This window comes from Vibrio viridaestus (assembly GCF_003856525.1).
Lineage (GTDB): Bacteria > Pseudomonadota > Gammaproteobacteria > Enterobacterales > Vibrionaceae > Vibrio > Vibrio viridaestus.
This window is the reverse complement of sequence record NZ_RJVQ01000015.1, coordinates 38045-61708: the sequence shown is the minus strand read 5'-3', so window position 1 is coordinate 61708 and position 23664 is coordinate 38045. Positions and strand designations below refer to the sequence as shown.

The 23664-nt window shown below is 39.4% G+C and carries 25 protein-coding genes and 4 pseudogenes; 8 read left to right on the top strand and 21 right to left on the bottom strand.

Features of this window, described 5'->3' with window-relative positions; all coding sequences use genetic code 11:
* The 9 genes from EES38_RS20755 to nac form a co-directional block, all read right to left on the bottom strand.
* On the bottom strand, positions 1-84 hold an 84-nt coding region (locus EES38_RS20755; protein ID WP_148090383.1), incomplete at its 3' end, for a transposase.
* A 60-nt stretch (positions 85-144) separates the two neighbouring features.
* The gene (locus tag EES38_RS20750) at positions 145-648 is read right to left on the bottom strand and encodes an AbiH family protein (RefSeq protein ID WP_243694240.1); all 504 of its coding nucleotides are present in this window, start codon (positions 646-648) and stop codon (positions 145-147) included.
* Positions 649-863: 215 nt separating this feature from the next.
* A complete protein-coding gene (locus EES38_RS20745; RefSeq protein ID WP_124939135.1) occupies positions 864-1196 on the bottom strand; it encodes a YnfA family protein in 333 nt (110 codons plus the stop codon).
* 426 nt (positions 1197-1622) lie between these two features.
* A complete protein-coding gene (locus tag EES38_RS20740; RefSeq protein ID WP_124939134.1) occupies positions 1623-2360 on the bottom strand; it encodes an amino acid ABC transporter ATP-binding protein in 738 nt (245 codons plus the stop codon).
* 12 nt (positions 2361-2372) lie between these two features.
* Complete coding sequence (locus EES38_RS20735; protein WP_124939133.1) at positions 2373-3128, bottom strand: amino acid ABC transporter permease; 756 nt, start codon at positions 3126-3128, stop codon at positions 2373-2375.
* 6 nt (positions 3129-3134) lie between these two features.
* Complete coding sequence (locus tag EES38_RS20730; RefSeq protein ID WP_124939132.1) at positions 3135-3830, bottom strand: amino acid ABC transporter permease; 696 nt, start codon at positions 3828-3830, stop codon at positions 3135-3137.
* A gap of 15 nt (positions 3831-3845) precedes the next feature.
* Positions 3846-4595, bottom strand: a complete 750-nt coding sequence (locus EES38_RS20725; RefSeq protein WP_124939131.1) for an SDR family oxidoreductase — start codon at positions 4593-4595, stop codon at positions 3846-3848.
* Between the two features lie 127 nt (positions 4596-4722).
* Positions 4723-5157 carry an acetyl-CoA carboxylase biotin carboxyl carrier protein gene (locus tag EES38_RS20720; RefSeq protein ID WP_166434317.1) on the bottom strand — a complete coding sequence of 145 codons (435 nt, stop codon included), beginning with the start codon at positions 5155-5157 and terminating at the stop codon, positions 4723-4725.
* A gap of 104 nt (positions 5158-5261) precedes the next feature.
* Positions 5262-6185: a nitrogen assimilation transcriptional regulator NAC gene (nac, locus tag EES38_RS20715; RefSeq protein WP_124939129.1), complete on the bottom strand. Its 924-nt coding sequence runs from the start codon at positions 6183-6185 to the stop codon at positions 5262-5264.
* Between the two features lie 326 nt (positions 6186-6511).
* Here nac and EES38_RS20710 point away from each other — a divergent pair, with 326 nt between their 5' ends.
* Positions 6512-7714, top strand: a complete 1203-nt coding sequence (locus EES38_RS20710) for a pyridoxal phosphate-dependent aminotransferase (RefSeq protein WP_124939128.1) — start codon at positions 6512-6514, stop codon at positions 7712-7714.
* 183 nt (positions 7715-7897) lie between these two features.
* Here the strand turns inward: EES38_RS20710 and EES38_RS20705 are convergent, their stop codons facing one another.
* Genes EES38_RS20705 through EES38_RS20690 form a run of 4 tightly spaced genes read right to left on the bottom strand, consistent with a single transcriptional unit; the run spans position 7898 to position 11213 of the window.
* Positions 7898-8662: a 5-oxoprolinase subunit PxpA gene (locus EES38_RS20705; RefSeq protein WP_124939127.1), complete on the bottom strand. Its 765-nt coding sequence runs from the start codon at positions 8660-8662 to the stop codon at positions 7898-7900.
* A gap of 17 nt (positions 8663-8679) precedes the next feature.
* On the bottom strand, positions 8680-9666 hold the full coding sequence (locus EES38_RS20700; protein WP_124939126.1) for a 5-oxoprolinase subunit C family protein: 987 nt from the start codon (positions 9664-9666) through the stop codon (positions 8680-8682).
* Positions 9663-10364 (bottom strand): 5-oxoprolinase subunit PxpB, encoded by a 702-nt coding sequence (gene pxpB, locus EES38_RS20695; RefSeq protein ID WP_124939125.1) that lies wholly within the window; start codon positions 10362-10364, stop codon positions 9663-9665. The genes EES38_RS20700 and pxpB overlap by 4 nt, the downstream gene beginning before the upstream one ends.
* A gap of 3 nt (positions 10365-10367) precedes the next feature.
* Positions 10368-11213 carry a transporter substrate-binding domain-containing protein gene (locus tag EES38_RS20690; protein WP_124939124.1) on the bottom strand — a complete coding sequence of 282 codons (846 nt, stop codon included), beginning with the start codon at positions 11211-11213 and terminating at the stop codon, positions 10368-10370.
* 312 nt (positions 11214-11525) lie between these two features.
* Here EES38_RS20690 and EES38_RS20685 point away from each other — a divergent pair, with 312 nt between their 5' ends.
* From EES38_RS20685 to accC, 4 genes and pseudogenes are all read left to right on the top strand, one after another.
* Positions 11526-12455, top strand: a complete 930-nt coding sequence (locus EES38_RS20685; RefSeq protein ID WP_124939123.1) for a DMT family transporter — start codon at positions 11526-11528, stop codon at positions 12453-12455.
* 77 nt (positions 12456-12532) lie between these two features.
* A pseudogene (locus tag EES38_RS23150) lies at positions 12533-12589 on the top strand (hypothetical protein); the annotation flags it as partial.
* The gene (gene accB, locus EES38_RS20680) at positions 12584-12985 is read left to right on the top strand and encodes an acetyl-CoA carboxylase biotin carboxyl carrier protein (protein ID WP_500691478.1); all 402 of its coding nucleotides are present in this window, start codon (positions 12584-12586) and stop codon (positions 12983-12985) included. The pseudogene EES38_RS23150 and the gene accB, both read left to right, overlap by 6 nt.
* A 14-nt stretch (positions 12986-12999) precedes the next feature.
* Entirely contained in the window at positions 13000-14346 is a 1347-nt protein-coding gene (accC, locus tag EES38_RS20675; protein WP_124939121.1) for an acetyl-CoA carboxylase biotin carboxylase subunit, read from the top strand.
* A gap of 157 nt (positions 14347-14503) precedes the next feature.
* Here accC and EES38_RS22960 read toward each other — a convergent pair.
* A pseudogene (locus EES38_RS22960) lies at positions 14504-14929 on the bottom strand (LysR substrate-binding domain-containing protein); the annotation flags it as partial.
* Positions 14930-14998: 69 nt separating this feature from the next.
* The gene (locus tag EES38_RS20665) at positions 14999-15886 is read right to left on the bottom strand and encodes a LysR family transcriptional regulator (RefSeq protein WP_124939119.1); all 888 of its coding nucleotides are present in this window, start codon (positions 15884-15886) and stop codon (positions 14999-15001) included.
* 113 nt (positions 15887-15999) lie between these two features.
* Between EES38_RS20665 and EES38_RS20660 the strand changes: the two genes are divergently transcribed.
* Positions 16000-16866 (top strand): MBL fold metallo-hydrolase, encoded by an 867-nt coding sequence (locus tag EES38_RS20660; RefSeq protein ID WP_124939118.1) that lies wholly within the window; start codon positions 16000-16002, stop codon positions 16864-16866.
* On the top strand, positions 16860-17474 hold the full coding sequence (locus EES38_RS20655; protein WP_124939117.1) for a DsbA family protein: 615 nt from the start codon (positions 16860-16862) through the stop codon (positions 17472-17474). The genes EES38_RS20660 and EES38_RS20655 overlap by 7 nt, the downstream gene beginning before the upstream one ends.
* Before the next feature lie 379 nt (positions 17475-17853).
* Here the strand turns inward: EES38_RS20655 and EES38_RS22665 are convergent.
* Positions 17854-18161: pseudogene (locus EES38_RS22665) on the bottom strand (2TM domain-containing protein).
* Positions 18162-18353: 192 nt separating this feature from the next.
* On the opposite strand from EES38_RS22665, the gene EES38_RS22730 reads away from it, so the two are divergent.
* Positions 18354-18860, top strand: coding sequence for a DUF6622 family protein (locus tag EES38_RS22730; protein ID WP_124939116.1), 507 nt, complete (start codon positions 18354-18356; stop codon positions 18858-18860).
* 125 nt (positions 18861-18985) lie between these two features.
* Here EES38_RS22730 and EES38_RS20640 read toward each other — a convergent pair whose 3' ends face one another.
* The 5 genes and pseudogenes from EES38_RS20640 to EES38_RS20620 form a co-directional block, all read right to left on the bottom strand.
* Complete coding sequence (locus EES38_RS20640) at positions 18986-19582, bottom strand: tyrosine-type recombinase/integrase (RefSeq protein WP_124939115.1); 597 nt, start codon at positions 19580-19582, stop codon at positions 18986-18988.
* A 214-nt stretch (positions 19583-19796) separates the two neighbouring features.
* A complete protein-coding gene (locus EES38_RS20635; protein ID WP_243694238.1) occupies positions 19797-20456 on the bottom strand; it encodes an NAD(P)H-dependent oxidoreductase in 660 nt (219 codons plus the stop codon).
* A gap of 198 nt (positions 20457-20654) precedes the next feature.
* Positions 20655-20981 carry an isochorismate lyase gene (locus EES38_RS20630; RefSeq protein ID WP_124939114.1) on the bottom strand — a complete coding sequence of 109 codons (327 nt, stop codon included), beginning with the start codon at positions 20979-20981 and terminating at the stop codon, positions 20655-20657.
* 640 nt (positions 20982-21621) lie between these two features.
* Entirely contained in the window at positions 21622-22779 is a 1158-nt protein-coding gene (locus EES38_RS20625) for an MFS transporter (RefSeq protein ID WP_124939113.1), read from the bottom strand.
* Positions 22780-23060: 281 nt separating this feature from the next.
* Positions 23061-23657, bottom strand: a pseudogene (locus tag EES38_RS20620) (tyrosine-type recombinase/integrase).
* Positions 23658-23664 lie beyond the last annotated feature (7 nt).

The window sequence follows — 23664 nt, the reverse complement described above, 5'->3', positions numbered from 1 at the left end:
GACATCAGCCACACTATGACCTTTTTCAGTGATCTGTTTTACTGCTTCAATTTTGAATTCTTCTGGATATCTTTTGCTGCTCATAAGCACCTCTCTGTTAGTCATTTTGTCTAACTAAAAGGTGTCTATCAAGTCGGTGGCTATTCAAACAACAATTGGGACGTCAGTGCTATTTAGTTTGCCATGAATGTAACAGATACGATCTGAAGATATGTTATAAATCCGCTCAAGGGTGTTCGTATAGTTGAAACATAGAAAGCGAGCCCTAGTATCGATTGGCAATACTTTGTCGTCCTCAACTGTACTACTCTCAGCCAATGACAAATAGTTGTTTAAGTCCTTTTTAAGCCCCACTGTAAGCGCGCCGATAGCATTTTCGACCTCATAGATAAACTGATTTTCATGAGGGTCATCATCATAATATTGACTAGCATATTCAATGAGTGCATCGACATCAAAATTGGCAAGATTTGTCTCTAACTGTTGCCAGTGCTCATCTAATGTCTGATTAGCGGACATCATAAAAACACCATTTTCATATAATCGGTGGAATTCACTATATTTAGAATAGTCTCGGAAGCCTGTTAATGATGTCGGCAAGCCATGGTGCAAATCAAATCCATTGCCAATGATATAGAGCTTATTCACGCTAGTACTATCCTGTCGTTTAGAGTCTAAGGAAGTTATTAATTGGTTAGAAAGTAGATCGTAAGTTACTTTGTCGCATTACGAAGATTTGGTCAATGTTCTGATATTAGAGATAATCGTGGAATACGCGCTAACTTGAAATGGGGCAAAACTGAGGTAGTGCTTGCTCATACCCCGACGTTGAAAAGTTTCAATGATTGGAGAAATCAACGTTGTTATACGTTCCGTGGTGCGAACATGATGATAGCCATGCCGATTAACGCTACCGTTACACCGACTATGTCCCATAAAGTTGGTCGAATACCATCAACTATCCACAGCCATAGTATTGCTACAAAAACATAAACCCCACCATAAGCAGCATAAACCCTACCAGCCGCTGTTGGGTGAAGAGATAGTAACCAAGCAAATAGTGCTAGTGATAGAGCCGCTGGTAGTAAAAGCCAGACAGATTTCCCGTCTTTCAACCAGAGATAAGGTAGATAACACCCCAATATTTCTGCTACTGCTGTAATAAAGAACAACCCGATAGTTTTTGCTTCTACCAACTCAATTTCCTCATATTATTTCTGACCGACTTAGCACTGAATATGACAATTGTAACGTTAAGCTCTCAATGATGCAGTCTTTTGGCTATTGCTTCAATTTATGAATCCAGACACAACGAAGAACAACTGATAAATTTCTTAAAGGCAACACTTAGTTCTGATGCGGTTCCTCCGTTCATCAGAGATAAGTTTTATTAGGACTACGCATAGTACAATTGATAGTAATGCTCTTTTCCGTAAAGAAGGAATGGGGAATTTTCTTATCAGCTAAGATGATAATTTCGATTTTAGGACTGGAGTGCAGTAGATACCAATCAAGCGACTGCTACCGTAACTAGGCTCCAACGAACTAGTTATAAGACCAATCATTTTGAATAAGGACAATAAAAAATGCCCAACATTTTATCGGGCAAATTGCACAATATATTAATGAACTAAATCACTCAGAAATTTTTTCGCTCGTGGGCTCTTGGGGCTGCTAAAGAACACATCTGGCTTTGACTTTTCTAAAAGGATTCCTTGATCCATAAACCAAATTTCATCGGCTACTTCTTTGGCAAAATTCATTTCGTGAGTCACACACATCATCGTCATGCCTTCACTCGCCAGTCCTTTCATAACTTGGAGTACTTCACCGACCATCTCGGGATCTAATGCAGATGTTGGTTCATCAAAAAGTATCACTGGCGGCCTCATTGCCAATGCTCTGGCAATCGCTACTCGTTGCTGTTGTCCACCGGATAATTGCATCGGAAAAGCATCTGCTTTATGTGCTAGCCCAACCTTCTCCAATAATTCCATAGCGTGTTTCTTAGCGTCAGAACGCTTTTCTTTCAATATCCTTACTGGCGCCATCATAATATTCTCTAACACAGACACATGGGGAAATAAGTTGAAATTCTGAAATACGAACCCGACTCGTTTTCTCAAATTATTTAATCTCACACCATCAGAATGGATGTCTGAACCATCAAAAACTATCTGCCCATTTTCAATAGGCTCTAATCTGTTTACAGTTCTAATCAACGTCGATTTACCGGACCCGGAAGGGCCGCAAACGACAATAACTTCCCCGGTATTAATTTCTGCGCTCACATCGGTAAGGGCTTGATAATCTCCATACCATTTATTAACACCATTAAAGATTATGATTGGTCTTGCCATTAGATTATCTCCTTAATTAGACTCTGATCCTGCAAAGGCCAAAGTCCTATCGACTTCCTTGTCTGTACTGGTACTACCTTCTCTTTTTTTCGAAATATACGCTTCCAATTTATCGCTCAAATATGTCAAGCCAAAACATATGATGTAGTAGCTAATAGCAACAATTGCGAATACCTGAAAAGGTTTTGTTAACAACTGATTACTTACCTGATTCGTTGCGTAAGTTAATTCAGGAACATTGATAATGTACCCTAAAGTACTGTCTTTAATGATTGATACCAACTGGGTTATCAGACTAGGCAAAGAGTTAAACAAAGCTTGCGGTAGTATCACTAACCTCAATGCATTTATATGCCCCATCCCAATCGCTCGTGCTCCTTCATACTGGCCAGGAGGTAACGCTTGGATGCCCCCTCTCACGATTTCAGCTATATATGCACTTTCATAAATCACTAATGTACATAGCATCGTGGAAAATCCACCAACGTTTTGACCAATCAATAATGGAATACAAAAATAAGTCCAAAATATAACCATCATTAGCGGTACACCACGAAATATATAAACCCAGCATGTCGCAGGCCAACGAACAAGACGCCAAGGTGACAATCTAGCTAATCCCAAACAAATGCCAACTGGCAACGAGAATGTAATTGCTAAGAGTGAAAGCAATAACGTACATGCAAGGCCACCGATAGGTCCGTGTGGAAATTGCCCCATTAAAAGCAGCATTCCGTGATCACGAAGAATCTCAAAGATATCCATCATACTTGTTTACCTCGCGTATGCTCGTTGATAGTAATTGCCTAACATTGCCCCACCACCCATTAGCAATAGAGAAAATGCTAAGTAGCCAACGGTAGCAATCAAATAAGATTCAAACGTTAAAAAAGTTTGATTTTCTATGTCTCGTGTAACGTAGGTAAAATCTGCTACACCAATCACCATCGCTTGGCTGGTATTTTTGAACAATTGAACCGTATGGTTAACTACATTAGGCAACGAATTACGGATACCTTGTGGAATGATTACAAGGTACAGAGACCACAAATAACTCATACCCAGCGCCCGTGACGCTTCAACCTGTCCATCAGGAACAGCTCTCAAACCACTACGAATATCCTCGGAGAAATAGGCTGCCTGGCATAAACCAAGGGCTATGACTGAAAATATAAATTCCGCATTCTGATTATTTACCCAATCCTGTATCGATTGAGGTAACAACGTTGGAAGAGCGAAATACCACATCATCAACTGAATTAAGGTTGGTATATTTCGATGATAGGAAACATAAGCCCTAATAATTAACGATGAAGTCTTATGATCAGTTAAACGAACAATCACAAGTATCAAAGCAATTAACATGGCTAAAAACCAAGAGCTCAGAGCCAGCTCTATAGTCACTATTGCACCCTGTAATAACGCTTCTCCGAAGTGCCCTGTTAGCAAAATATTGAAGTCTAGAGCCATCGGGTATCTCCAATATTAAGCATTGTCACCTGGACGACAGGTTGTAAGACCACCCGGAACCTGCAACGTCGGTAATATTTCGATATTGCTAATGTTAACGGCTATTGGTGCTTCCAGAGCAAAGGCGACACAATTGGCAATATCTGTAGCAGTGGGAAGTTCGAACCCATCAATGAATTGCTTTTTCGCTGATTCATGATCACCAGATACATTACCAAAAATATCGGTCGCTACACGCCCAGGACAGAGCTCAGTTACACGAACTCGCTTACCACAGCAATCAACCCTTAACTGACGAGAGAGTGCATGCAAGCCCGCTTTTGTCGCATGATAGATGGAGTTACCACCAAAATTGTAAATAGCTGCAATAGACGTCACATTGAAGATATGACCTCGGTCTCTTTCAACCATTCCGGGAACGAGCATGCGGCACAAATGGAGTACTGCACGCAAGTTCACATCCACTTGAGTATTCACTCTGTCTTCATCAGCATTTAAAATTGACCCCGGATGTGAAATACCTGCATTGTTAACCAAAATATCAACTTCTAAACCTTCACAAAGTTTGGTTAAAGCGTCTACATCGGCCACATCAATCACATGAGGGATACAGCCTGTTCGTTCCGCTAAATCAAGCAATTTTTCTTTACTGCGTGCAACAGCATGAACTTGAATACCTTCTTTAGTTAAGCGCTCAACAATAGCCTCACCCATGCCAGCTGAGGCCCCCGTTACCAAAGCTGTTTTGTAGTCACTAAATGGCATAAATACTCCTTATTTAATAAATTTGTCCTTAAAAATTGGTACACATTGACTTTACGGTTCTTCTTGAATTAAGACATAACATTTAAAACGTTTATCGATATAAGAAGAGCTTATGAAAGAACATAACCTACTGATTAATAGCCACTAATTTATCTTCAAAACCAACGAGATCACCGTAGCCAACATAAATTTCTTTTACTTGTCCGTTAAATGGACTTGTTACTGGTAAGAAAATTGGCCCCACTTTCAGGAATCCTATTACTTGATTAACGGAAACTATTTCACCAACCTTTACGATATTTTCTTTGTCACTAGGGTGACATGGAAGAAAAATACCAATTGAAGGAGACAATATTAGTGAAATTTGTTGTTCTCCCTTACTTTGATTAACTTCATCGGTTGTTTCATAAAAATCTCCGTGCGATATTTCTGATTGCGGTATTTGTTTACGGAGCTTTAAAGACCAATCTTTAGATTGAATATCTAATTCTTGGATCCTAGTTTGATTCATCAAGTCCGTAAGTGTGCGAATCTCCGGCACTCGGAGCTTTTCCTCAGGCATAGAGTTTCCCATAAGTTATTCGTCAAATTACTTAAATAGTATTTAGCCCCATATTTAAAATCTTGGATAAGAACATTTATATTTAAGGTAATAAGTAGAGCTTATTACCCGACTAACGTAAGGGGCTGGTTTGCATCATTTCTATTCGCCATTAACGCCAACAAAATTGTTTTAACGGCCTCGGCTGGCTGAGATAATGGAAGATGATCAGAAATACAAAAAGAAAGTGATGTTTGGACGTTAGGCTCTATGATTTTAGCCATCCAAGACTGAGATGTACTTGCAAGTCCCTGAGCTGCTGATTTCGGCAAGACAGTGCACCCCATACCTGCAGCTAATACCGCATTGAGTGTGATTTGTGACTCTATTTCACACTTAACCTGGTAAGTGATACCTTCTGAATTGAATGCATCATCAAGTGTCTTACGCATAATGTTATACAATCTGGGTAAGAAGAGTTCATATCTGGCAATTTCAGCCAACTTGACACTTGATTTGGGTTCGCCTAATTCAAAAGGACATACAAAATACAATTCCTCTTTCATTAGTTGAATGAATGATAAACCTTGAATTTCACGATTATCGTAAAGGACCGCCATATCCATTTGACCGTTCATAATCAGTTCACTCAGAGTTGTTCCATAGTTTTCATTTATGTATAAGACAATTCCCGGGTGTCGTTTTTTTACTTCTTCAATCAAAGGGACTGCAAGTAACTGAGCTGCCGTTCCAGGGGCAAGGCCAATAGAGACATTACCTGAAAGTGCTTCTCCAGAGTTATCGATAGCAAATTGTGCCTGCTCACACTGCCTAAGGATAGATTGAGCATAGCCATAAAGGACCTTACCAGCAGTAGTAGGAGTAACACCTTGCTTAGTTCGAATAACTAACTGCTGTTTAACCTCAGATTCCAAGGTGGCGAGTTGCTGGCTCAGAGCCGGTTGAGCTATATGAAGAATATCCGCGGATTTGGTTAAACTACCTATATCCACAATTTTAACAAAGTACTTGAGCCGCCTAAGGTTCATATTGATTTTCCCTAATCGCTAGAATAATCAACTCAATGCAGCATCGATGCCAAAAAATAAGTAACTGTTTTTAAAGAAAAATAATCGAAATAACGAAGGGGGATAAGATTTTCTTATGTTTTTGGCACATGAAAGCACCAAAAAAGTGCATTTCGCTCTGTCTATATTCTAACAAGGAGCCAACTATCAGAATAAACTATGACCCCAAAGCCAACCTATATTTCCTAGCCAATAACTAATCACCCTATCATTTGAAAATAGTTTTTATAACGCGCTCCTTAATTCACAGGCCGCATCACTTTACTTTTCAACTAGGATGAAACTCTATGCTGACCATTTCAGATCGGATCAAAAACATTCCCGTTTCGGCTTCCGTGTCCATGACACAACGAGCAAGGGAATTGAAAGCCAACGGTGTTGATGTCATTGCCCTATCAACTGGTGAGCCGGATTTCCCTACACCAGAGCATGCTCTAGAAGCGGCGTACCAAGCAGGTTTATCTGGTGACACCCGTTATCCTCCAACGGATGGCACACCGGAGTTAAAGAAAGCCATCCAACAAAAATTCATTCGAGATAACAAACTACATTACGATCTCAATGAGATCACAACTGCTGGCGGCGCAAAGCAAGTCATTTTCAATACCATGCTAGCTACGTTAAATGAGGGTGATGAAGTACTTATTCCGACCCCTTCGTGGATAAGTTATTCTGACATCGTTAGTATTGCAGGTGGTACACCCGTACCGCTCCCATGTTCAGAAGATAACGGCTTCAAACCACTACCTAGCGAACTTGATGCAGCAATTAATGAAAAAACTAAATGGATTATCATCAATTATCCTAATAACCCAACAGGCGCGACAGCTTCGTACGATGATTTAAAATCAATTGCTCGAATATTGTTGGACTATCCTCATGTCCATATCCTTTCAGATGATATATATGAGCACCTAATTTACGATGACGAAAAATTTTTCACCATCGCACAAGTAGAGCCACAACTAAAAGACCGAACTCTTGTGGTTAACGGTGTATCAAAGGCTTACGCTATGACTGGCTTTAGATTGGGATATTGTGCAGGTCCAAGCGATTTAATTAAGGTTATAAGTAATATAAACTCACAAAACAGTAGCGGCGCTGCGACGTTTTCTATGGCGGCTTCCGCAGCGGTTTTGAACGGGCCGCAAACATTATTAAAAGAGCGAGCGACGATATATCAGCAACGAAGAGATTATGTTTTAGAGCGTATCGCTGGAATCAATGGTCTCAGTTGCAATGTGCCTCAAGGTGCTTTCTATCTCTTTATCAACGTTTCAGGCTATATTGGTAAAACTACAACGACTGGAACAAAAATAAACAATGACAGTGATTTTGTTATGGCTTTGATGGAAGAGCAACACGTGGTGACAGTACAAGGTGCCGCATACGGTATGAGTCCATTCCTAAGAATTTCATACGCAACAAGCTTTGAACAACTAGAAAAAGGCTGTAACCGCATAGAAGAATTTTGTAATTCTTGTTCATAGTTATCTTAAAATGAATAATTATCAAAAAGCCACATTTTTAAAGAATGTGGCTTTTTTTGAACTGATTGCTAGTTCAGATATGTGTTTTGATTGGACATAGTTAATATCAAAAGAAATGATTAGAAAAAGCCAAACGACATGAGTTTGGCAACATCATCCGATGAAAGGATATTTTGGAATAAATCAAATAAGTTCAGACAAACACGTAACCTTAGCTCCTAACAACTCAATCTCACTTTTGATTATTTGTGCTAGCCGCTCAGAACCCGGAGTATCGCTATGAACTAATATTGAGTTCGCCTGAACAGTAATAAGTGAACCATCGATAGTGGTCGCAGTTCGCTCAAGCAAAAATTGTCTAACTCTAGCTCTTAAAGCTGTTTCATCTGTAACGAGCGCTCCAGGAACTCCTCTCGGCACTAACGCGCCATATCGATCATATGCACGATCAGCTAAAAATAATGTGATGCTTTTTAATCTAAATTTTAGTGCTGAATCTTGAATAACAGTATTTGGTAATGAGCATATGGCTATGTTCGGAAACAATTTACTGATTGTTTCCATCACTTGATCTGCCAGTTCGCTATCGCGATTAATCATAGAGCCTAAAGCTGCATGAAAACTCACATGGGATATTTTAATACCTTCCAGATTAGCCAAAGCATTCAAAGCACCAATTTGATATATTACTATCTGACATAGCTCTTCATTAGTAAAATGAATTTCTTTTCGTCCGAAACCCAATCGATCAGGCAGCCCAGGATGCGCTCCTACTGAGACGGAGTTTTTCTTAGCCAAGCGCAACATTTTTGTCATAGTAAAAGGGTCACCGGCATGAAAACCACAGGCTATATTTGCTGATGAGATGGTTTCCATCATTTGTTCATCATCACAAACCGAGTAAACACCGAACCCTTCACCCATGTCTGAATTAATATCTATTTTCATAAACTCTCCTTAGTTTTTTAAATTCGTGGAGAAACTAACGATTTCACTCGTTGAGACATGACTTCAATTTTCTTTAACCATCTATCTATCTCATAACGAATATTCGATGCTTCCTCGACCGTCGATGGCACAAATTGAAACTCAGAGCCAGGTAATAATTGACCTAAACGCCATAAATCTTCTTCGATGACACAGGCTATTTTAGGATATCCACCTGCGGTGTTTGCATCACTTAATTGGATGATTGGTTGTCCTGACGGGGGAACCTGTACAATACCAGGCAATAATCCGTAAGAACGCATTTCTATAGTTTCAGATGGAACAAGCTGACGACCAGTTAACCGGTACCCAGTTCGATCACTTTGCATAGAAATAGTCCAGTTAGTTTCCCAAAAATCAGTATCTTTAAACAGTTCGTAATCACCAGCAGGTATTGCTCTCATTAACGGAACACCTAAACAATTTGTTGGGAATAAATGTTTTAACGCTATATCTGGGGGTTCTATTCCCATACCGTCAGGAATATGTGAAAGATCCATATTCTCATGTACGACTATTTGATCATTCACTTGAAGGCACCGGCCTTCAAATCCACCAAATGAGCCCCGTAAAGCTGTACTTCTTGATGAAAGGACGGTTGGAACCTGTATACCTCCTGCAACACAAAGATAAGTTCGACATCCACTTTTAGGAAATTGAATACTTAACTTTTGGCCTTTTTTAACGTGGCATACCCACCATGGAGGCAGATCAGTAGAATCCAAGTGTGCTCGACTGTTTGCTCCTGTAATACAGATAGCTGTGTCTTGATGAAATACAACTTCAAATGGATAGGTTTGAATCTCAATTCCAGCATGGTTCTTATCATTACCAAGTACTGTATTCGCTGCGATAAGTGCTAACGAATCCATTACGCCACTGACAGAAACTCCCATATGACGGTAATTAAACCGGCCTAAGTCTTGAACTGAATTTAAAGGGCTTGTTCTTGTTACTTCAATCACAGTTCAATCCTCTCTGGAACAAACTTAATTGCATCCCCAGGCCCCATAAGAGATGGAGTCGAAGAAGATGAATCAAACATATCAAGGTCAGCATAACCAATAGAGTTCCAACCATTTGGCCCGGTTAAGACTGCGACACCAGTTTGGATTCCTCCAATCGTCACTGAACCTTTAATCATATTTAGTGAAGGTACAGTTTTGCGAGGAGTCGCCAACATGGGATCAAGTCCATGTAAATAACCAAATCCTGGAGCACTTGCAACACACATAACGGTATAGTTACCAGAGTAATGCCGTTTTATGACTTCTTTCTCTGATAACCCACTATGAGTACAAATACGCTCTAAATCTATTGCATGCTCCCCACCATAACAAACAGGGATCTCAATCGTTTTGCTATCTGGAGATACCTCTTGAGCTTGTTGCCAGTACTTAAGAAGTAACTGAACTCTAAAATCGATATCCGTATTAATCTGCCTAAAAATTACTAACAGATTTGTTACACCAGGAATAACCGATTCGACGCAATCATTAAGTAAAATGCTTTCTGACATGAACCAAATTTTACGTTGAGCTTCTAAGTTGAAATCGTTTAACGATTCAACGAGCCATGCTTTAGCACCAAGCGGAGAGAATTTAACTCCCTCCGCTTTTAGCACCACATTCAAATTAGAAACAGATGTGATGTTTTTAGCCATATGTTAGTCCAAAGGTTCAAAATCAAGAGAAGATAATGGCTGTACTTTTTCTTTACGTGTCATTTTGTATATAGTCTTCGGACCGATCCATTTATTCCAAACACCATCAATGACACCGCTGTCATCCATAGTTTTAAGACTCTTGTTGACGGCAGCTAGAAGCTCTGGCTCGCCTTTTTTCATACCAACACCAATAGGTTCTAATGCCATTGGTTCTTCGAGCATCGCTAGATCAATGCCGTCCTTTTTGGCCTGATCAATAAGCTTGATGCCTGTCATCGTATTAGTCACAAATCCTTTGACCTTTCCTTGTTGTAAGGCAAGGAATGCCGATGCTGAGTCAGGGAATGTAACCGCTTTACCACCTTTCAAATGAATAGACTGCTCTGACGTTGTGCCTTTGGTAGAGCTAATTCGCTGGCCTTTAAAATCAGCAACAGTTTTTTCTTCATCTTTCTTCTTCACCAGCAGACGCTCTTTAGCTACATAGTAAGGGTCGCTATATTCAATTTGCCTTGCCCGGGTTTTGGTATAAGCCAAGTTTGCAATGATGACATCCGCACGACCTGTCACGATAACAGCGATACGAGACTCAATCGAAATAGGCATCAAGTTAACTTTAACCCCCATTTCTTTCGCAAGGGCTGTACATAAATCGACATCCATACCTGATAGCTTACGGGTTTCTGGATCTGGTGAAGAAAATGGAGGTACATCTGTATACACCGCGCATTTAAGTTCACCACTGGATTTCACACTATCAAGTACATTTGCATTAACACAGGTTGAGAAAGCAGTAGATACCAGTGCCGCAATCAATGACACCTTTGTAAAAGTTTTTAAATTCATAGTCTTATTTCCCTATAGGTTATGAAAAAATACGTCCTTTTAGCTTTTCTTAAATTTACTCAACGTGAAAAAGCTACATATCCACTATATTAATTTTTTAAATTATGTAGGTAAGACGTAAATTATTTATCGTTATATCTTTTTCATATGACGTTGTAGATCTTCAATTTCAACGGTAGTTTTCTAAGGCCAATATAAGAAATTCTTATTTTTACAGAGGAAAGATGTGTTATCCCCTTCCCGGTTAATTCTTTACTTTGTCATCAATACGACCATGGTTCAGTCGATGACTTGCCGAGTTAAGGATTAAATATGAAGGACACAAAAATTGGGGTTATTTTTAAGCTACTAGCAACCCTGTGTGCGACGCTTATGCTGGCTTGCGTTAAAGGGTTGGAAGGTGAGATTCCAACTGGTGAAGTAATCTTTTTCCGTTCTTTTGTGGCTCTGTTTCCTCTTATTATCTGGTTGCATAACCAAGGTGGCATCAAGCAAAACATTTATACTCGAAACGTCTTTGGTCACTTCATTCGAGGAATGTCAGGAACTGGAGGGATGTACTTTAACTACTTGGCTCTGGCATATATTTCGCTCGCAGACGCCACTGCTATCAGTTATTCAGCTCCATTATTTACTGTCATCATGGCAGTATTACTTTTGAAAGAAAGGGTTACGTGGCACCGCTGGCTCGGTATAGCCTTAGGTATATTCGGCATTGGTATTATGATGCTACCCCTTTTAAATGCATCAAGCTCACTATTCAATACATCCATTCTTAGTGGCGGAAATACTGCATCAATCGGGGTAATCTTTGCACTTTGTGGCGCATTCTGCGCGGCTACATCAAACGTACAGATACGGTTTTTGGCACAGAAAGAGAAGCCCGGAGCAATTGTGTTCTACTTTTCGATCATGACCACATTCATCGGTTTATCGACTGTCTTTTGGGGTTGGGCCCTACCGTCAATCACTCAACTGCTGCTTCTTATCGGCTGTGGGCTATTTGGTGGCTTAGCACAAATATTAGTTACTTTAAGCTTAAGATACAGCGATGCCTCGCTACTTGCACCTTTTGATTATACAACACTCGTGTGGTCAACAATTCTGGGATTCATTATCTGGGATCACCTACCAACATATTCAACAGTATTAGGAGCTTCAATCATTGCGATATCTGGACTGTATATTGTTTGGCAGGATAATTATTTACACCGAAGAACCAAAAAGAGATCACTCACATAAATGTCATTAGTAGTAACTAAGTTTCTATTACTACTCAGTTTGAATCAATACCTACTTTAAGATAAATAGAGACGACTATGGATATTCGCAAAATTAAGCAGCTTATTGAGTTATTTCAAGAATCAGGGATTGGTGAGCTGGAAGTGTCAGAAGGTGGAGAGTCAATACGTATTAACGGCTTCAATAATACAGTTACGCTACAAACACCAGAGCACATTTTCACACCAACACCGATAGAAGCCAAAGCGGATACTGAACCAGAATTGGCTACTGAAAAAACAACGATTTCAAATAGCGATCATAACATCCTGTCTCCTATGGTCGGTACTTTTTATTGTGCCCCTAGTCCAGATGCAGCCCCATTTGTCACCATTGGCCAAACTGTAAAATCTGGCGACACAATTTGCCTCGTGGAAGCGATGAAAATGATGAACCAAATCAAATCTGATAAGGCTGGCATTATTACAGACATTCTGGTTCAGGATGGTCAGACCGTTGAATTCGATCAACCTATTGTCATCATTGAATAATTGAGGATAGAACTATGTTAAAAAAAGTAGTGATCGCAAATAGAGGTGAGATTGCACTTCGAATCCTAAGAGCATGTCGAGAGTTGGGTATAAAGACTGTTGCGATTCATTCGACTGCTGACCGAAATTTAAAGCATGTACTACTTGCTGATGAATCGCTCTGTATTGGCCCAGAAAAGAGCATTGACAGCTATCTGAATATCCCACGAATTATATCTGCAGCCGAAATAACTGGTGCTGAAGCCATTCATCCTGGATACGGTTTTTTGTCAGAGAACTCCGATTTTGCCGAGCAGATAGAAAAATCGGGATTCATTTTTATTGGTCCGAAAGCAGAAACGATTCGCATGATGGGCGATAAAGTTTCAGCTATCAACGCAATGAAAAAAGCGGGTGTTCCCTGCGTACCCGGCTCTGATGGCCCTCTGGATAATGATGAAGCGAAAAACAAAGAATTTGCTAAAAGTATTGGTTATCCAATAATTATCAAGGCATCGGGCGGAGGTGGTGGTCGCGGTATGCGCGTTGTTCATCATGAATCAGAACTCATGAATGCTATTAACATGACCCGTGCCGAAGCGAAATCTGCATTCAATAATGACATGGTATATATGGAGAAGTACCTACAAAATCCACGTCATATTGAAATCCAAGTATTAGCTGATGGTCAAGGAGGCGCTATACATCTAGGGGAGCGTGATTGCTCAATGCAACGCCGACATCAAAAAGTTGTTGAAGAGGCGCCAGCCCCAGGAATTACAGAAGAATTACGTAACTATATTGGTGAACGTTGTACTCAAGCTTGTCTCGAAATTGGTTACCGAGGTGCTGGTACATTCGAATTCTTATACGAAGATGGTGAGTTCTATTTTATTGAAATGAACACTCGTGTTCAGGTCGAACATCCCGTTACTGAAATGATTTCTGGTATTGATATTATCAAAGAACAGCTCCGCATCGCAGCAGGACAACCTTTATCCTTTACTCAACGAGATATTGATGTATGCGGGCACGCAATAGAGTGTCGAATAAACGCGGAAGATCCTGCAAATTTTTTTCCGTCTCCGGGGACAATCACAGAGTTTCACTCACCTGGCGGTATGGGTGTTCGATGGGAGTCACATATATACGCAGGGTACACAATACCTCCACACTATGATTCCATGATTGGAAAACTAATAACATATGGGGAAACAAGAGCGGTAGCAATTGCTCGGATGAAGAGTGCATTAGATGAAATGATTATTAAGGGGATCAAAACTAACATACCATTGCAGTCATCCATTATGGATGATAATAGCTTTCGACATGGCGGAACAAATATCCATTTTCTTGAACAGAAATTGAACCTGAAGAGTTAATCTTCAGAAAGGAAAATTCAGAACGTTTAAAATTAAAACAACACTGTTGCAAAGATGACATGTTATAAAATGGTTTGATGCAAAAACGATTCAGCCAGATAAAACTGAAACGAAGATGGACAATTCTGAGTTACGAACCATCAGACACGCTGAACTTTCACATAACTTCTAGTATCGTAACTCTACGGGCAGCAATTATGCAGAAGTCCAAAAAGTGTCGAGGTAGTTTGGGGCGATATTGCCTTGAGGGGTACAGAGCCCATATGCCAATTGTTTGAATTTAAAGTCTTCCAATAAGACAGTCAAAGTCCCAGTTTGTATTTCGTTGACAATAAAGGGCAATGTTAAACATGATATACTTTTGCCATTAATCACGGCATTGAGAAGTATGGAATTATCATTTACAGAGTAGTTACTTGTGATCGTCACACATTAACGGGCTGAGCGTATTTAGAGCCGACCTTAGGAACAAACAGCCAATCATTGCCTATTCGTTTGTGGATCAAGCAATTGTGATCGAGTAAGTCTTCGGGGATAAAGGAGCGACATGTTCTGCTAGATATTGAGGGGAGGCACAAACCACCTATAGGCTATTGTAAGTTTCGAATGCGGACAGAAATCTCTTGTTCCACCACTCTCTGCCCCCCAAGTTCTACCAAGGATTGTCTTTGAAATACTCATGCAAATAATCAATTAATGCTCTTACGGTTGGAGATTGATGTTTTCTTGAAGAATAGAGCGCATATATTGTCAGATCGGCGGGTTTCCACTCTGATAGGACTGGCTGTAATGTGCCGCTTTCGATGTATTGATTAGCTAAGTAGGTTGGTTGAATGGCGACACCTCCACCAATAAGTGCTGCATGGAGTAATGTCGTAGCCTCGTTAGCGGTTAGTTTACATTCAACATCTATTGATTTTTGTTGAGTACCATTCGTGAGGTGCCATACGTGTCGCTGAAAGTTTTTATACCCCAGACAGTTATGCATACTCAGTTCCTCTGGCTCCGAGAGGTCCTTCCTGCTTGCTAAATATGCAGATGAAGCAACTAGTACCGATTCGCAAATGGCTATCGGTTTACCAATCAAAGATGGTTCCGGATTAGAAGCGATTCTAATCGCAAGATCAATTTGTTTTTCTGTCAGGTCAGCGACTGAATCCTGTAGATCGATATCGACATGGACTTTGGGATGCATAGCCATGAAATTCAAAAGCGCAGGGACAAGCTGCGAAAACCCGAATGACATACTTGTCGCAACTCGTACTCTCCCGGTTAGCTCTTCACTATTATCACTTAAAGCGACTAACCCGTTCGCTTGCTCAAGCCAAACCTCAACTTCTTTTAAACACCGCTCTCCGGTCGTTGTGAGCGTTACCTTTCGGGTTGTTCGATGTAGTAAACGGGCGTTTAACCACTTCTCCATAGCTTCAACATAACGTGTCACCATGGGGCGAGACATCTCAAGTCTGTCAGCCGTAGCGGTAAAACTGCCTGATTGAGCAATATCAACAAATACTTTTGCAGCGGTTAATTTATCCATTTATTTGCTCGAATTAAGAAATAATGATGTTTGATTTTGTATGTTTTTCAGATCATGTCAATCATTTATGGTTTATCACATCAAAACAAGCCATATAATTTACGGAGCAAGTCATGAAAAGAATCAGCCTATTAGCCGCATCCATCTTAGTCGCAGGTAGCGCCTTTGCCACAGAGCAAACGACACTGACTTTTGATATTTATAACGCAGACGAAAACAGCTTCCACGCAAACTCAACATTGATTGTTGGAGAAAGTGAGGTAATGCTGATAGATACTGGCTTTACTAAAGCAGATGCTCTGCGGATTGCAGCAAAAATACAGGATACGGGTAAAGAATTAAAAACTATTTTCATTAGTCAGGCCGACCCTGACTTCTATTTTGGCGCTGAAGTATTACACGTCTTGTTTCCCAATGCAGATATTGTGACAACGCCTGCGGTAAAAGAAGTCATAAAAAAGAAACTGCCTTCCAAACTCAAGGTGTGGAGTCCTAGAATGGGCAGTAATGCACCTGTTACGCCTTATATTCCTAAAGTAATAGAGGCGACAAGTCTTATTTTGGAAGGACACAAGATTGAGATAAAAGGTACGGATGGCGTTTTACCGCACCGCCCATACTTATGGATTCCTTCAAGTAAAACAATATTAGGTAACATAGCAATATTTGGAAATTTGCATCTTTGGACTGCAGATACGCAAACCGAGCAGAGTCAACATGCATGGAGTGAGCAACTTAAGGAGATGCAAGCTTTACAACCGGAAACGGTTATTCCGGGACATATGAAATCGGGAACTGCGTTAAACGTTGAATCCATTAACTACTCTTTGCAGTATCTTGAAGATTTCAGTGAGTCAAAAAAGAACAGTAAAAATAGCGAACAACTCATTGAAAAAATGTCTGAGAAATACAAAGGCTCGAAGTTACCTATTGCTTTAAGCATTGGTGCGAAAGTTCATATGGGGGAGATGACATGGTAGCTATTCACTACTTCTATGATCCTATGTGTGGGTGGTGCTATGGCGCGACTCCATTGGTAGAATCAATTGCAAGCAGCAGTAAGTATCAGCTAGTAATGCACCCCGGAGGGATGCTTCCAGCAAAATTGATAGCACCATCGTTTCGTCAGCATATTTTAAATAGTGACCGACGAATTAGTGAACAGACCAATGCTCAGTTCGGACAGGATTATATAGAACGTGTAGCAGGTAATGAGCAACTTGTTATGGACTCTTATCTTCCTACTCGGGCAATTCTTGTTGGAGAATCTTTAGGGCTTGATCCATTTGACATGTTAAAAGCAATACAAAAAGCACATTACATTGAAGGCAAAGCCGTCAATACTCTTAGCAGTTTGGAAGAGTTGGTTGTTCAACTAGGGCTCGACCAACAGTTATGGCGAGAGAAAATGCAAACAAGGGAACCCTTAGAAGACGCCGTAATCGATATTAGCCATCAAATGATGACCCGATTGGGCGTTCAGGGTTACCCAACACTTATGATTGAAGACAATGGGGAATTTAAGAGGTTGCCTCATACCGAGTTTTATGGCCGAACAGAGCAATGGAAGACATTATTAGAAATTTAACTAAACGCGACATTGCGGTAACAGATAGTGTATAAAGCCCACTCATAATGTTCGTGACGCAAATGAAATTGCGGCGCGAACTTCTTTCAACCAAATGATTATGCACCTTAAGTATTTTTTTGTAAATGCCACATATGATAGCTTCTGGGAGTTTCCGTTCACCACCAGGGTAGCCTGAAATAATAAACTTGAAACAAAACTAGTGATGAAGTCTATCGATGGTGTATTGCTCAAACACTTAAATGGACGGAACTGTTTTACAAATAGAAACAACACTGACTCATGTCAGACGAGAAAATTTCTAGCTACTTCTAAAATTACGGGATATTTTTATGTCCACAACACACATAAGCTCACCAAAGGTGAATTACTTATATACCTATAATTTTCGACCTATTCGTTTCTCAACTTGTTTTTTCTCCCATTCTAGGCCGAAAATATTTACAATTTCAAAAGCCCTTAAACCATGGCTTACAACTCCAATACCCCATCCCAGAGCTGGCCACCAAGCCCAAATATTTTCAGGATTTGTAACATAGTTAATAACGAATAACAGTGCGATAACCAAAATATAAGTAACTAGATTTGAGTAAAAGCTTTTGATGTCTTTAACTTGCTCAATACAGATAATTCTGACAATTGGTCTTGTGACCAGCCTCGTTGTAATCTCAATTTTCTTACAATCACCGAGTAATCCCTTTCTGCTGTACTAATAAAACATGCCTATTATATTCGCATCTAGCAACGACAAAAATATCAAATAAAATCAGTTATATATTTAAGATGTCATCATTATGTCAGGTTCGTGTCGTGGTCATTTTTTGAGATTTCAGCAAAATGGCAACTCTAGCTGCTACTCATAATTAAGGGTCATAAATAATGCTAATCTCTATAATTTTTCATACACCAATCTGGGTCTGGTTTGTTTTTATTTACCTACTCCGAATCGGATTCCAAGGTCTGAGTGATCAGCCTATCCATATCCAAAAAACTGGAGTATTAACGATTTCTTTTTTCATTTTTTCATTAGTTAAAATTCAGGGTACGCATCTGTCAATATTCATATGGTTGATAGGATTAATAATAGGTTTTGTTGTAGGATATTTTCTATTTAGCACTCAGATCAAAAACTCTTATCGTGGAACTGATCAACAGATTTACTTACCCGGTAAAAAAAATCTACTTGTTTTTTTGGTAACTATATTTGTACTTCACTACATAATTACTGTGTTAATAAATATAAGACCATCACCTCTCTGGGAGGTGGTAAACATAATCTTCAGTGGACTTACCAACGGAATACTCAGTTACCGTGCGATTAAAATGTTTAGACAATATAATAGTTTCATCCCAATCGAGAAAGAAACGTCCAGACCCATACATTAAAAAATTGGGGCAATCGTTGATGATTTGAGAATGGTCGTAACTAGGTAGTAAAAACGTATGGGGTAGCTTTCAGTCAGACATATGGTCAAAACTGACTGAAAGCTACCGTTTAGACTAACAAACCATTAACTATCAGTCTCAAGGGAAAGTTTTAAAGCATCTTCAATCTCAATCCCAAGATACCTGATTGTATTGTCGATTTTTGTATGACCTAGCAGCAATTGCACTGCTCGGATATTTTTTGTTCTTGCATAAATCAATGTGGCTTTCGTCCTTCGCATTGAATGAGTACCGTATAAATCGACATCTAAACCTAACTTTTCGGCCCATGATTTAATGATTTTTCGATAATAGGAATAACTTAAAGACTGGTTGACCTTCCGGAGACTCGGAAATAAAAAGTCCCTTGGTTCAAGAGCGCAGTGATAGATCCAATGGCTTAAGCTTTGCTGAGTTCTCGGGGTAATTTCGAATTGAACTGCAATACCAGTTTTTCTTTGTGTGCACTGAACCCGTTCATATACCATCCTTTGAGCACCTACGTCCTGTACCTTTAAATTCAGTAAGTCACATGATCGAAGCTTCGAATCAATCGAAAGATTAAGAAGTGCCAATTCCATCAAGTTATCTTCCAGCTCGAGTCTAGTACGAATGCGCCATATTTCTTCAAGTTTAAAAGGGCGTTTGATTCCATGGATGCGTTTTGATTTACCAATTACCATCGTTACCTCCAATCTCTGACGAGTGGTAATAACGATTGTAGTAATGGTTTACCCCGTTATTCCCAAAACCTCCAGACAATCCATTTACGCAACAGGCATGAACAGAAGTTGTTTAGAGTCGCTACTCAATTTAGCAATACATGGATTAATTTTGTTATGGGAAAACCACAGTATCTAATGAAACTGTAACGATCAAATCGCTTTCATCTCTCAGCTAAAACTTAGACCTAATTTTATCTACAAAACTATCAATTTTAGACTGGGAAGCAGCTTCACACTTATATAGAGAAAGCATTTGAAATTTACATTTTTTAGCGCACGCTCCAAGCAAAGCAATTCTAAATGTTCGGTGAATAGGCTTCCAAAGGACAAACATATCAACCCACCAAGGGGAACCTAAAGTAGTGATTACTTTGACTTCTTTCAGATTAACTAGACAAGGTGTTATTGCTCCTAAATCTGAAGCGTGATTATATGCATGAGTCGGTGCCCACACTCTATCAAACCATCCTTTAAGCATGGCTGGGAAACCAAACCACCATGTTGGAAATACCAGTATTAACGATTCTGTTTCTTTTAACTGATCGATATCGCCTTCTAATTTACTAGCATCAAATTGTTCTTGGTAATAACTTTGTCGCTCAGAGCTACTTAGTGCTGGATCAAATGCTTCTTGATATAGATCTTTCACCGTAATGTCATATCCTTTTGAACTGAGATGCTCGATTGTCTCATTGGCTAAGTGATGACAGAGGCTGTTCTTAAGTGGATGGGTAACTACAACTAGACACTTCACTGAATGATCCTTATTCAAACTATTGCGCATAACGGATATCATGGCACGTTCTCCGCTAAAATCAATCAGATATTTCATTTACAATTGGATTCAATCGACAGCACTAAAGTTACTCAGTCGCATTACAAAAATTTAGCCGATACCAGATACCAAAACTGAACACATGTCGGATTGCTAGCTGAAAAGGAACATTTCGTGCCAGCGAGGATCTCGCTAGCACGCGTTAGGGAAGACTACGAGCCTGAAGGCCTATAACCATCAGAGAGGTAGGAAAATTCATTCAAACTTATGATTTATTTCTGCTTCCCAGTTCGTCATTTCTTCTGATATGAAATAACTAACCAAATCAGAATAGATCTTTTCAATAATATCTGGATGTAGGCCTTTTTCTTCAGCCCAAACCCTCCGCTGTATAAGCATAGATTTGAGACGCTCGGGAGCTTTGACTGAACTTATAGATGTCTTAAATTTGGCAGCAGCTTTTACATACTCAAATCTCTTGTCGAGCGCTGTGATAACTAACCGATCTAACTCGTCTATTTCGTTTCGAATTTCGTCCATTCCTGAACAGTTTTTAGGTTCTATTTTGCTGAAATATTCCATTTATTTACTCCGATTAATTTGACCACCGAAGCTAACATAAGGGAAGAAGGAACTCACTCAGCTACCATACGGCGGCTAAGGAACATGGGTATTCTGAGCCGCTTTAGAAAGAGCGCCACCAAAAATATTGAAGTATAAAAGTGTTGATTGAATATTCTTTTTTCAAAACACACCCACAGTAAGATCTCTAGGTCAAAAAGTCAATAAAGTGAAGCATCAGTCACGTCCAGTAAATCAGACCTAAGAAGGTTTGGGGCACGTTTCAGCCAGAGCAGACTGAAACGAAAGTGGACAACTTTCGTGTTACGTTCCATTAGCCCAGTAATTTTTTCGAATAACTTTTAGTATGTAAAATCGACGGTTTCCCAATAGCTCTTAAGCCATTTTAATTTATTTGATCTTTACAGACTGGACTAAATAAAATTTTTAAACTTACACATTAAGAATACAGTAATGGTAGTAGTATCTTTTACTTCACCATCATGAATTTGCTGTTCAAATTAGAAAATACTCCCACTTCTTCTTTATCTAAATCACTAGATCCTTGAAAAAGACCAGTGTCTAAATATATGTGATAGAACTGATTTGAGTAACCTGAGAACCATTTAGATGAAAAAAGTACTGTGAATTTTGAATTTTGTTAAATTTTTCTGGCTTGTAAACGATTTTTCCCCTTACTGTTTAGAAAAACTAAAGTAATCACTACCACAACCGAAAATACGATAAATAAAGACGAAAAACTGAAATATTTAAGGAATGAACTACCAACAAGAGTACCTAATCCGCCACCACAAAAAATACCAACACCAATAATCCCTGAAGATAGTCCCTTATTATTTTCGGCAAGTTCCAAAGCTTTACTAGCTAGGATAGATTGTACCCAGACATAGCCAAGACCTAGCATGAGAATGGCAACATATAACCCAAAAACATTACCCGTGGAAAAAATAATGAGCGCTATACATGATGTTATAAAACCAATATTCAATACCATATTATGAGAAAACTTAGCTAAAAGGAGTTTGTTAATAAATCCACCTGCGAAGCTCACAAATCCAAAAAGCATAAGCCCCATCCCGACATAGGAATAATCAATACCAATGCTAATATGAAGATATGAACCAATAAATGAATAGCCGCCTAATACAGCAAAACCGTTACAGAATGCCAATAAGTACATATTTCTCAGATTTCTGGTTCGCAATAAATTAAGAACGGAGGACCAAAATTTAGCCTGTTCTTTTACAAGACCAATTGATGGCAACAGAAATAGTGAGACAAATGAGATAGTTGCCGCTCCAGAGAAAATCAGAAAAATCTGCCGCCAGCCAATATGTTCAATTAACCATCCACCTATACCCGCACTTATCCCTTGTCCTAAAAAAACAATTCCCAGAAATAATCCTACTACCTTGGTCAACTGACTCTGGTCATATGTTTCGCCTAAAATCCCCAGAGAAACAGCAATAATCCCGGCGGCAAAAAAACCAGTAATAAATCGGTAACAAGTCAGGAGCGATAAAGTATGAGCTTGTGCACATAGAAATGTTGAGATTGCCAACAGCAATACTAAGGATTTAAGAATTCGAGCTTTCCCCAATTTATCACTGAAGAAACCATAGACTGGCTGCATCACTCCGTATGGAATCAGGTATACCGTTAATACAATACTAGCAGTAGAAATATCCACACTAAAACTATTCGCAATACTAGGTAACAATAACGAAGCAATCCAATTGTCAGCAGCAGATATAAAACCTGCAAATGCGACCAGTAATAACACGACATAATTAGTCATACTAAATTCTGAAGAAAAACGAACTAACGGATTTCCAACTCCCTTTGATAATCAATCTCATCTCTTTTGGGAGCAAATTATTAGCCGCCCAAACACTCAAATTATTGTGAACTTATTCCTACATTATTACTAGGTAAAAGTCTCATATTCATTAGATAAAATTGGTCGATAAACAAACAGGTTGGAATAATTGTAATTAGGCAGTAGAACGTTTAGGGGCAGCTTTCAGTCAGGCATATGGTCAAAGCTGACTGAAAGCTACCGTTTAAACCAACAAACCATTAACTATCAGTCTCAAGGGAAAGTTTTAAAGCATCTTCAATCTCAATCCCAAGATACCTGATTGTATTGTCGATTTTTGTATGACCTCGCAGCAATTGCACTGCTCGGATATTTTTTGTTCTTGCATAAATCAATGTGGCTTTCGTTCTTTGCATTAAATGAGTACCGTATAAATCGACATCTAAACCTAACTTTTCGGCCCATGATTTAATAATTTTTCGATAATAGGAATAACTTAAAGATTGGTTTTCCTTCCGGATACTCGGAAATAAAAAGTCCTTTGGTTCAAGGGCGCTGTGATATATCCAATGGCTTATACTTTGCTGAGTTCTTGGGGTAATTTCGAATTGAATTGCAATACCGGTTTTTCATTGTTTGCATTGAGCCCGTTCATTTACCATCCTTTGAGCTGCTACGTCCTGTACCTTTAGGTTCAGCAAGTCACACGATCGTAACTTCGAATCAATCGCAAGATTAAGAAGCGCCAATTCCATCAGGTTACCTTCCAACTCAAGCCTAGTGCGAATACGCCATATTTCATCAAGTTTAAAAGGACGTTTGATTCCATGGGTTCGTTTTGATTGACCAAATACAATCGTTACC

Excerpts from the sequence above, each read along its gene's own strand:
- EES38_RS20740 (WP_124939134.1), bottom strand. The coding sequence starts at position 2,360 with ATGGCAAGACCAATCATAATCTTTAATGGTGTTAATAAATGGTATGGA.
- EES38_RS20735 (WP_124939133.1), bottom strand. The coding sequence starts at position 3,128 with ATGATGGATATCTTTGAGATTCTTCGTGATCACGGAATGCTGCTTTTA.
- EES38_RS20730 (WP_124939132.1), bottom strand. The coding sequence starts at position 3,830 with ATGGCTCTAGACTTCAATATTTTGCTAACAGGGCACTTCGGAGAAGCG.
- EES38_RS20725 (WP_124939131.1), bottom strand. The coding sequence starts at position 4,595 with ATGCCATTTAGTGACTACAAAACAGCTTTGGTAACGGGGGCCTCAGCT.
- EES38_RS20720 (WP_166434317.1), bottom strand. The coding sequence starts at position 5,157 with ATGCCTGAGGAAAAGCTCCGAGTGCCGGAGATTCGCACACTTACGGAC.
- nac (WP_124939129.1), bottom strand. The coding sequence starts at position 6,185 with ATGAACCTTAGGCGGCTCAAGTACTTTGTTAAAATTGTGGATATAGGT.
- EES38_RS20710 (WP_124939128.1), top strand. The coding sequence starts at position 6,512 with ATGCTGACCATTTCAGATCGGATCAAAAACATTCCCGTTTCGGCTTCC.
- EES38_RS20705 (WP_124939127.1), bottom strand. The coding sequence starts at position 8,662 with ATGAAAATAGATATTAATTCAGACATGGGTGAAGGGTTCGGTGTTTAC.
- pxpB (WP_124939125.1), bottom strand. The coding sequence starts at position 10,364 with ATGGCTAAAAACATCACATCTGTTTCTAATTTGAATGTGGTGCTAAAA.
- EES38_RS20690 (WP_124939124.1), bottom strand. The coding sequence starts at position 11,213 with ATGAATTTAAAAACTTTTACAAAGGTGTCATTGATTGCGGCACTGGTA.
- EES38_RS20685 (WP_124939123.1), top strand. The coding sequence starts at position 11,526 with ATGAAGGACACAAAAATTGGGGTTATTTTTAAGCTACTAGCAACCCTG.
- accC (WP_124939121.1), top strand. The coding sequence starts at position 13,000 with ATGTTAAAAAAAGTAGTGATCGCAAATAGAGGTGAGATTGCACTTCGA.
- EES38_RS20665 (WP_124939119.1), bottom strand. The coding sequence starts at position 15,886 with ATGGATAAATTAACCGCTGCAAAAGTATTTGTTGATATTGCTCAATCA.
- EES38_RS20660 (WP_124939118.1), top strand. The coding sequence starts at position 16,000 with ATGAAAAGAATCAGCCTATTAGCCGCATCCATCTTAGTCGCAGGTAGC.
- EES38_RS20655 (WP_124939117.1), top strand. The coding sequence starts at position 16,860 with ATGGTAGCTATTCACTACTTCTATGATCCTATGTGTGGGTGGTGCTAT.
- EES38_RS22730 (WP_124939116.1), top strand. The coding sequence starts at position 18,354 with ATGCTAATCTCTATAATTTTTCATACACCAATCTGGGTCTGGTTTGTT.
- EES38_RS20640 (WP_124939115.1), bottom strand. The coding sequence starts at position 19,582 with ATGGTAATTGGTAAATCAAAACGCATCCATGGAATCAAACGCCCTTTT.
- EES38_RS20635 (WP_243694238.1), bottom strand. The coding sequence starts at position 20,456 with ATGAAATATCTGATTGATTTTAGCGGAGAACGTGCCATGATATCCGTT.
- EES38_RS20630 (WP_124939114.1), bottom strand. The coding sequence starts at position 20,981 with ATGGAATATTTCAGCAAAATAGAACCTAAAAACTGTTCAGGAATGGAC.
- EES38_RS20625 (WP_124939113.1), bottom strand. The coding sequence starts at position 22,779 with ATGACTAATTATGTCGTGTTATTACTGGTCGCATTTGCAGGTTTTATA.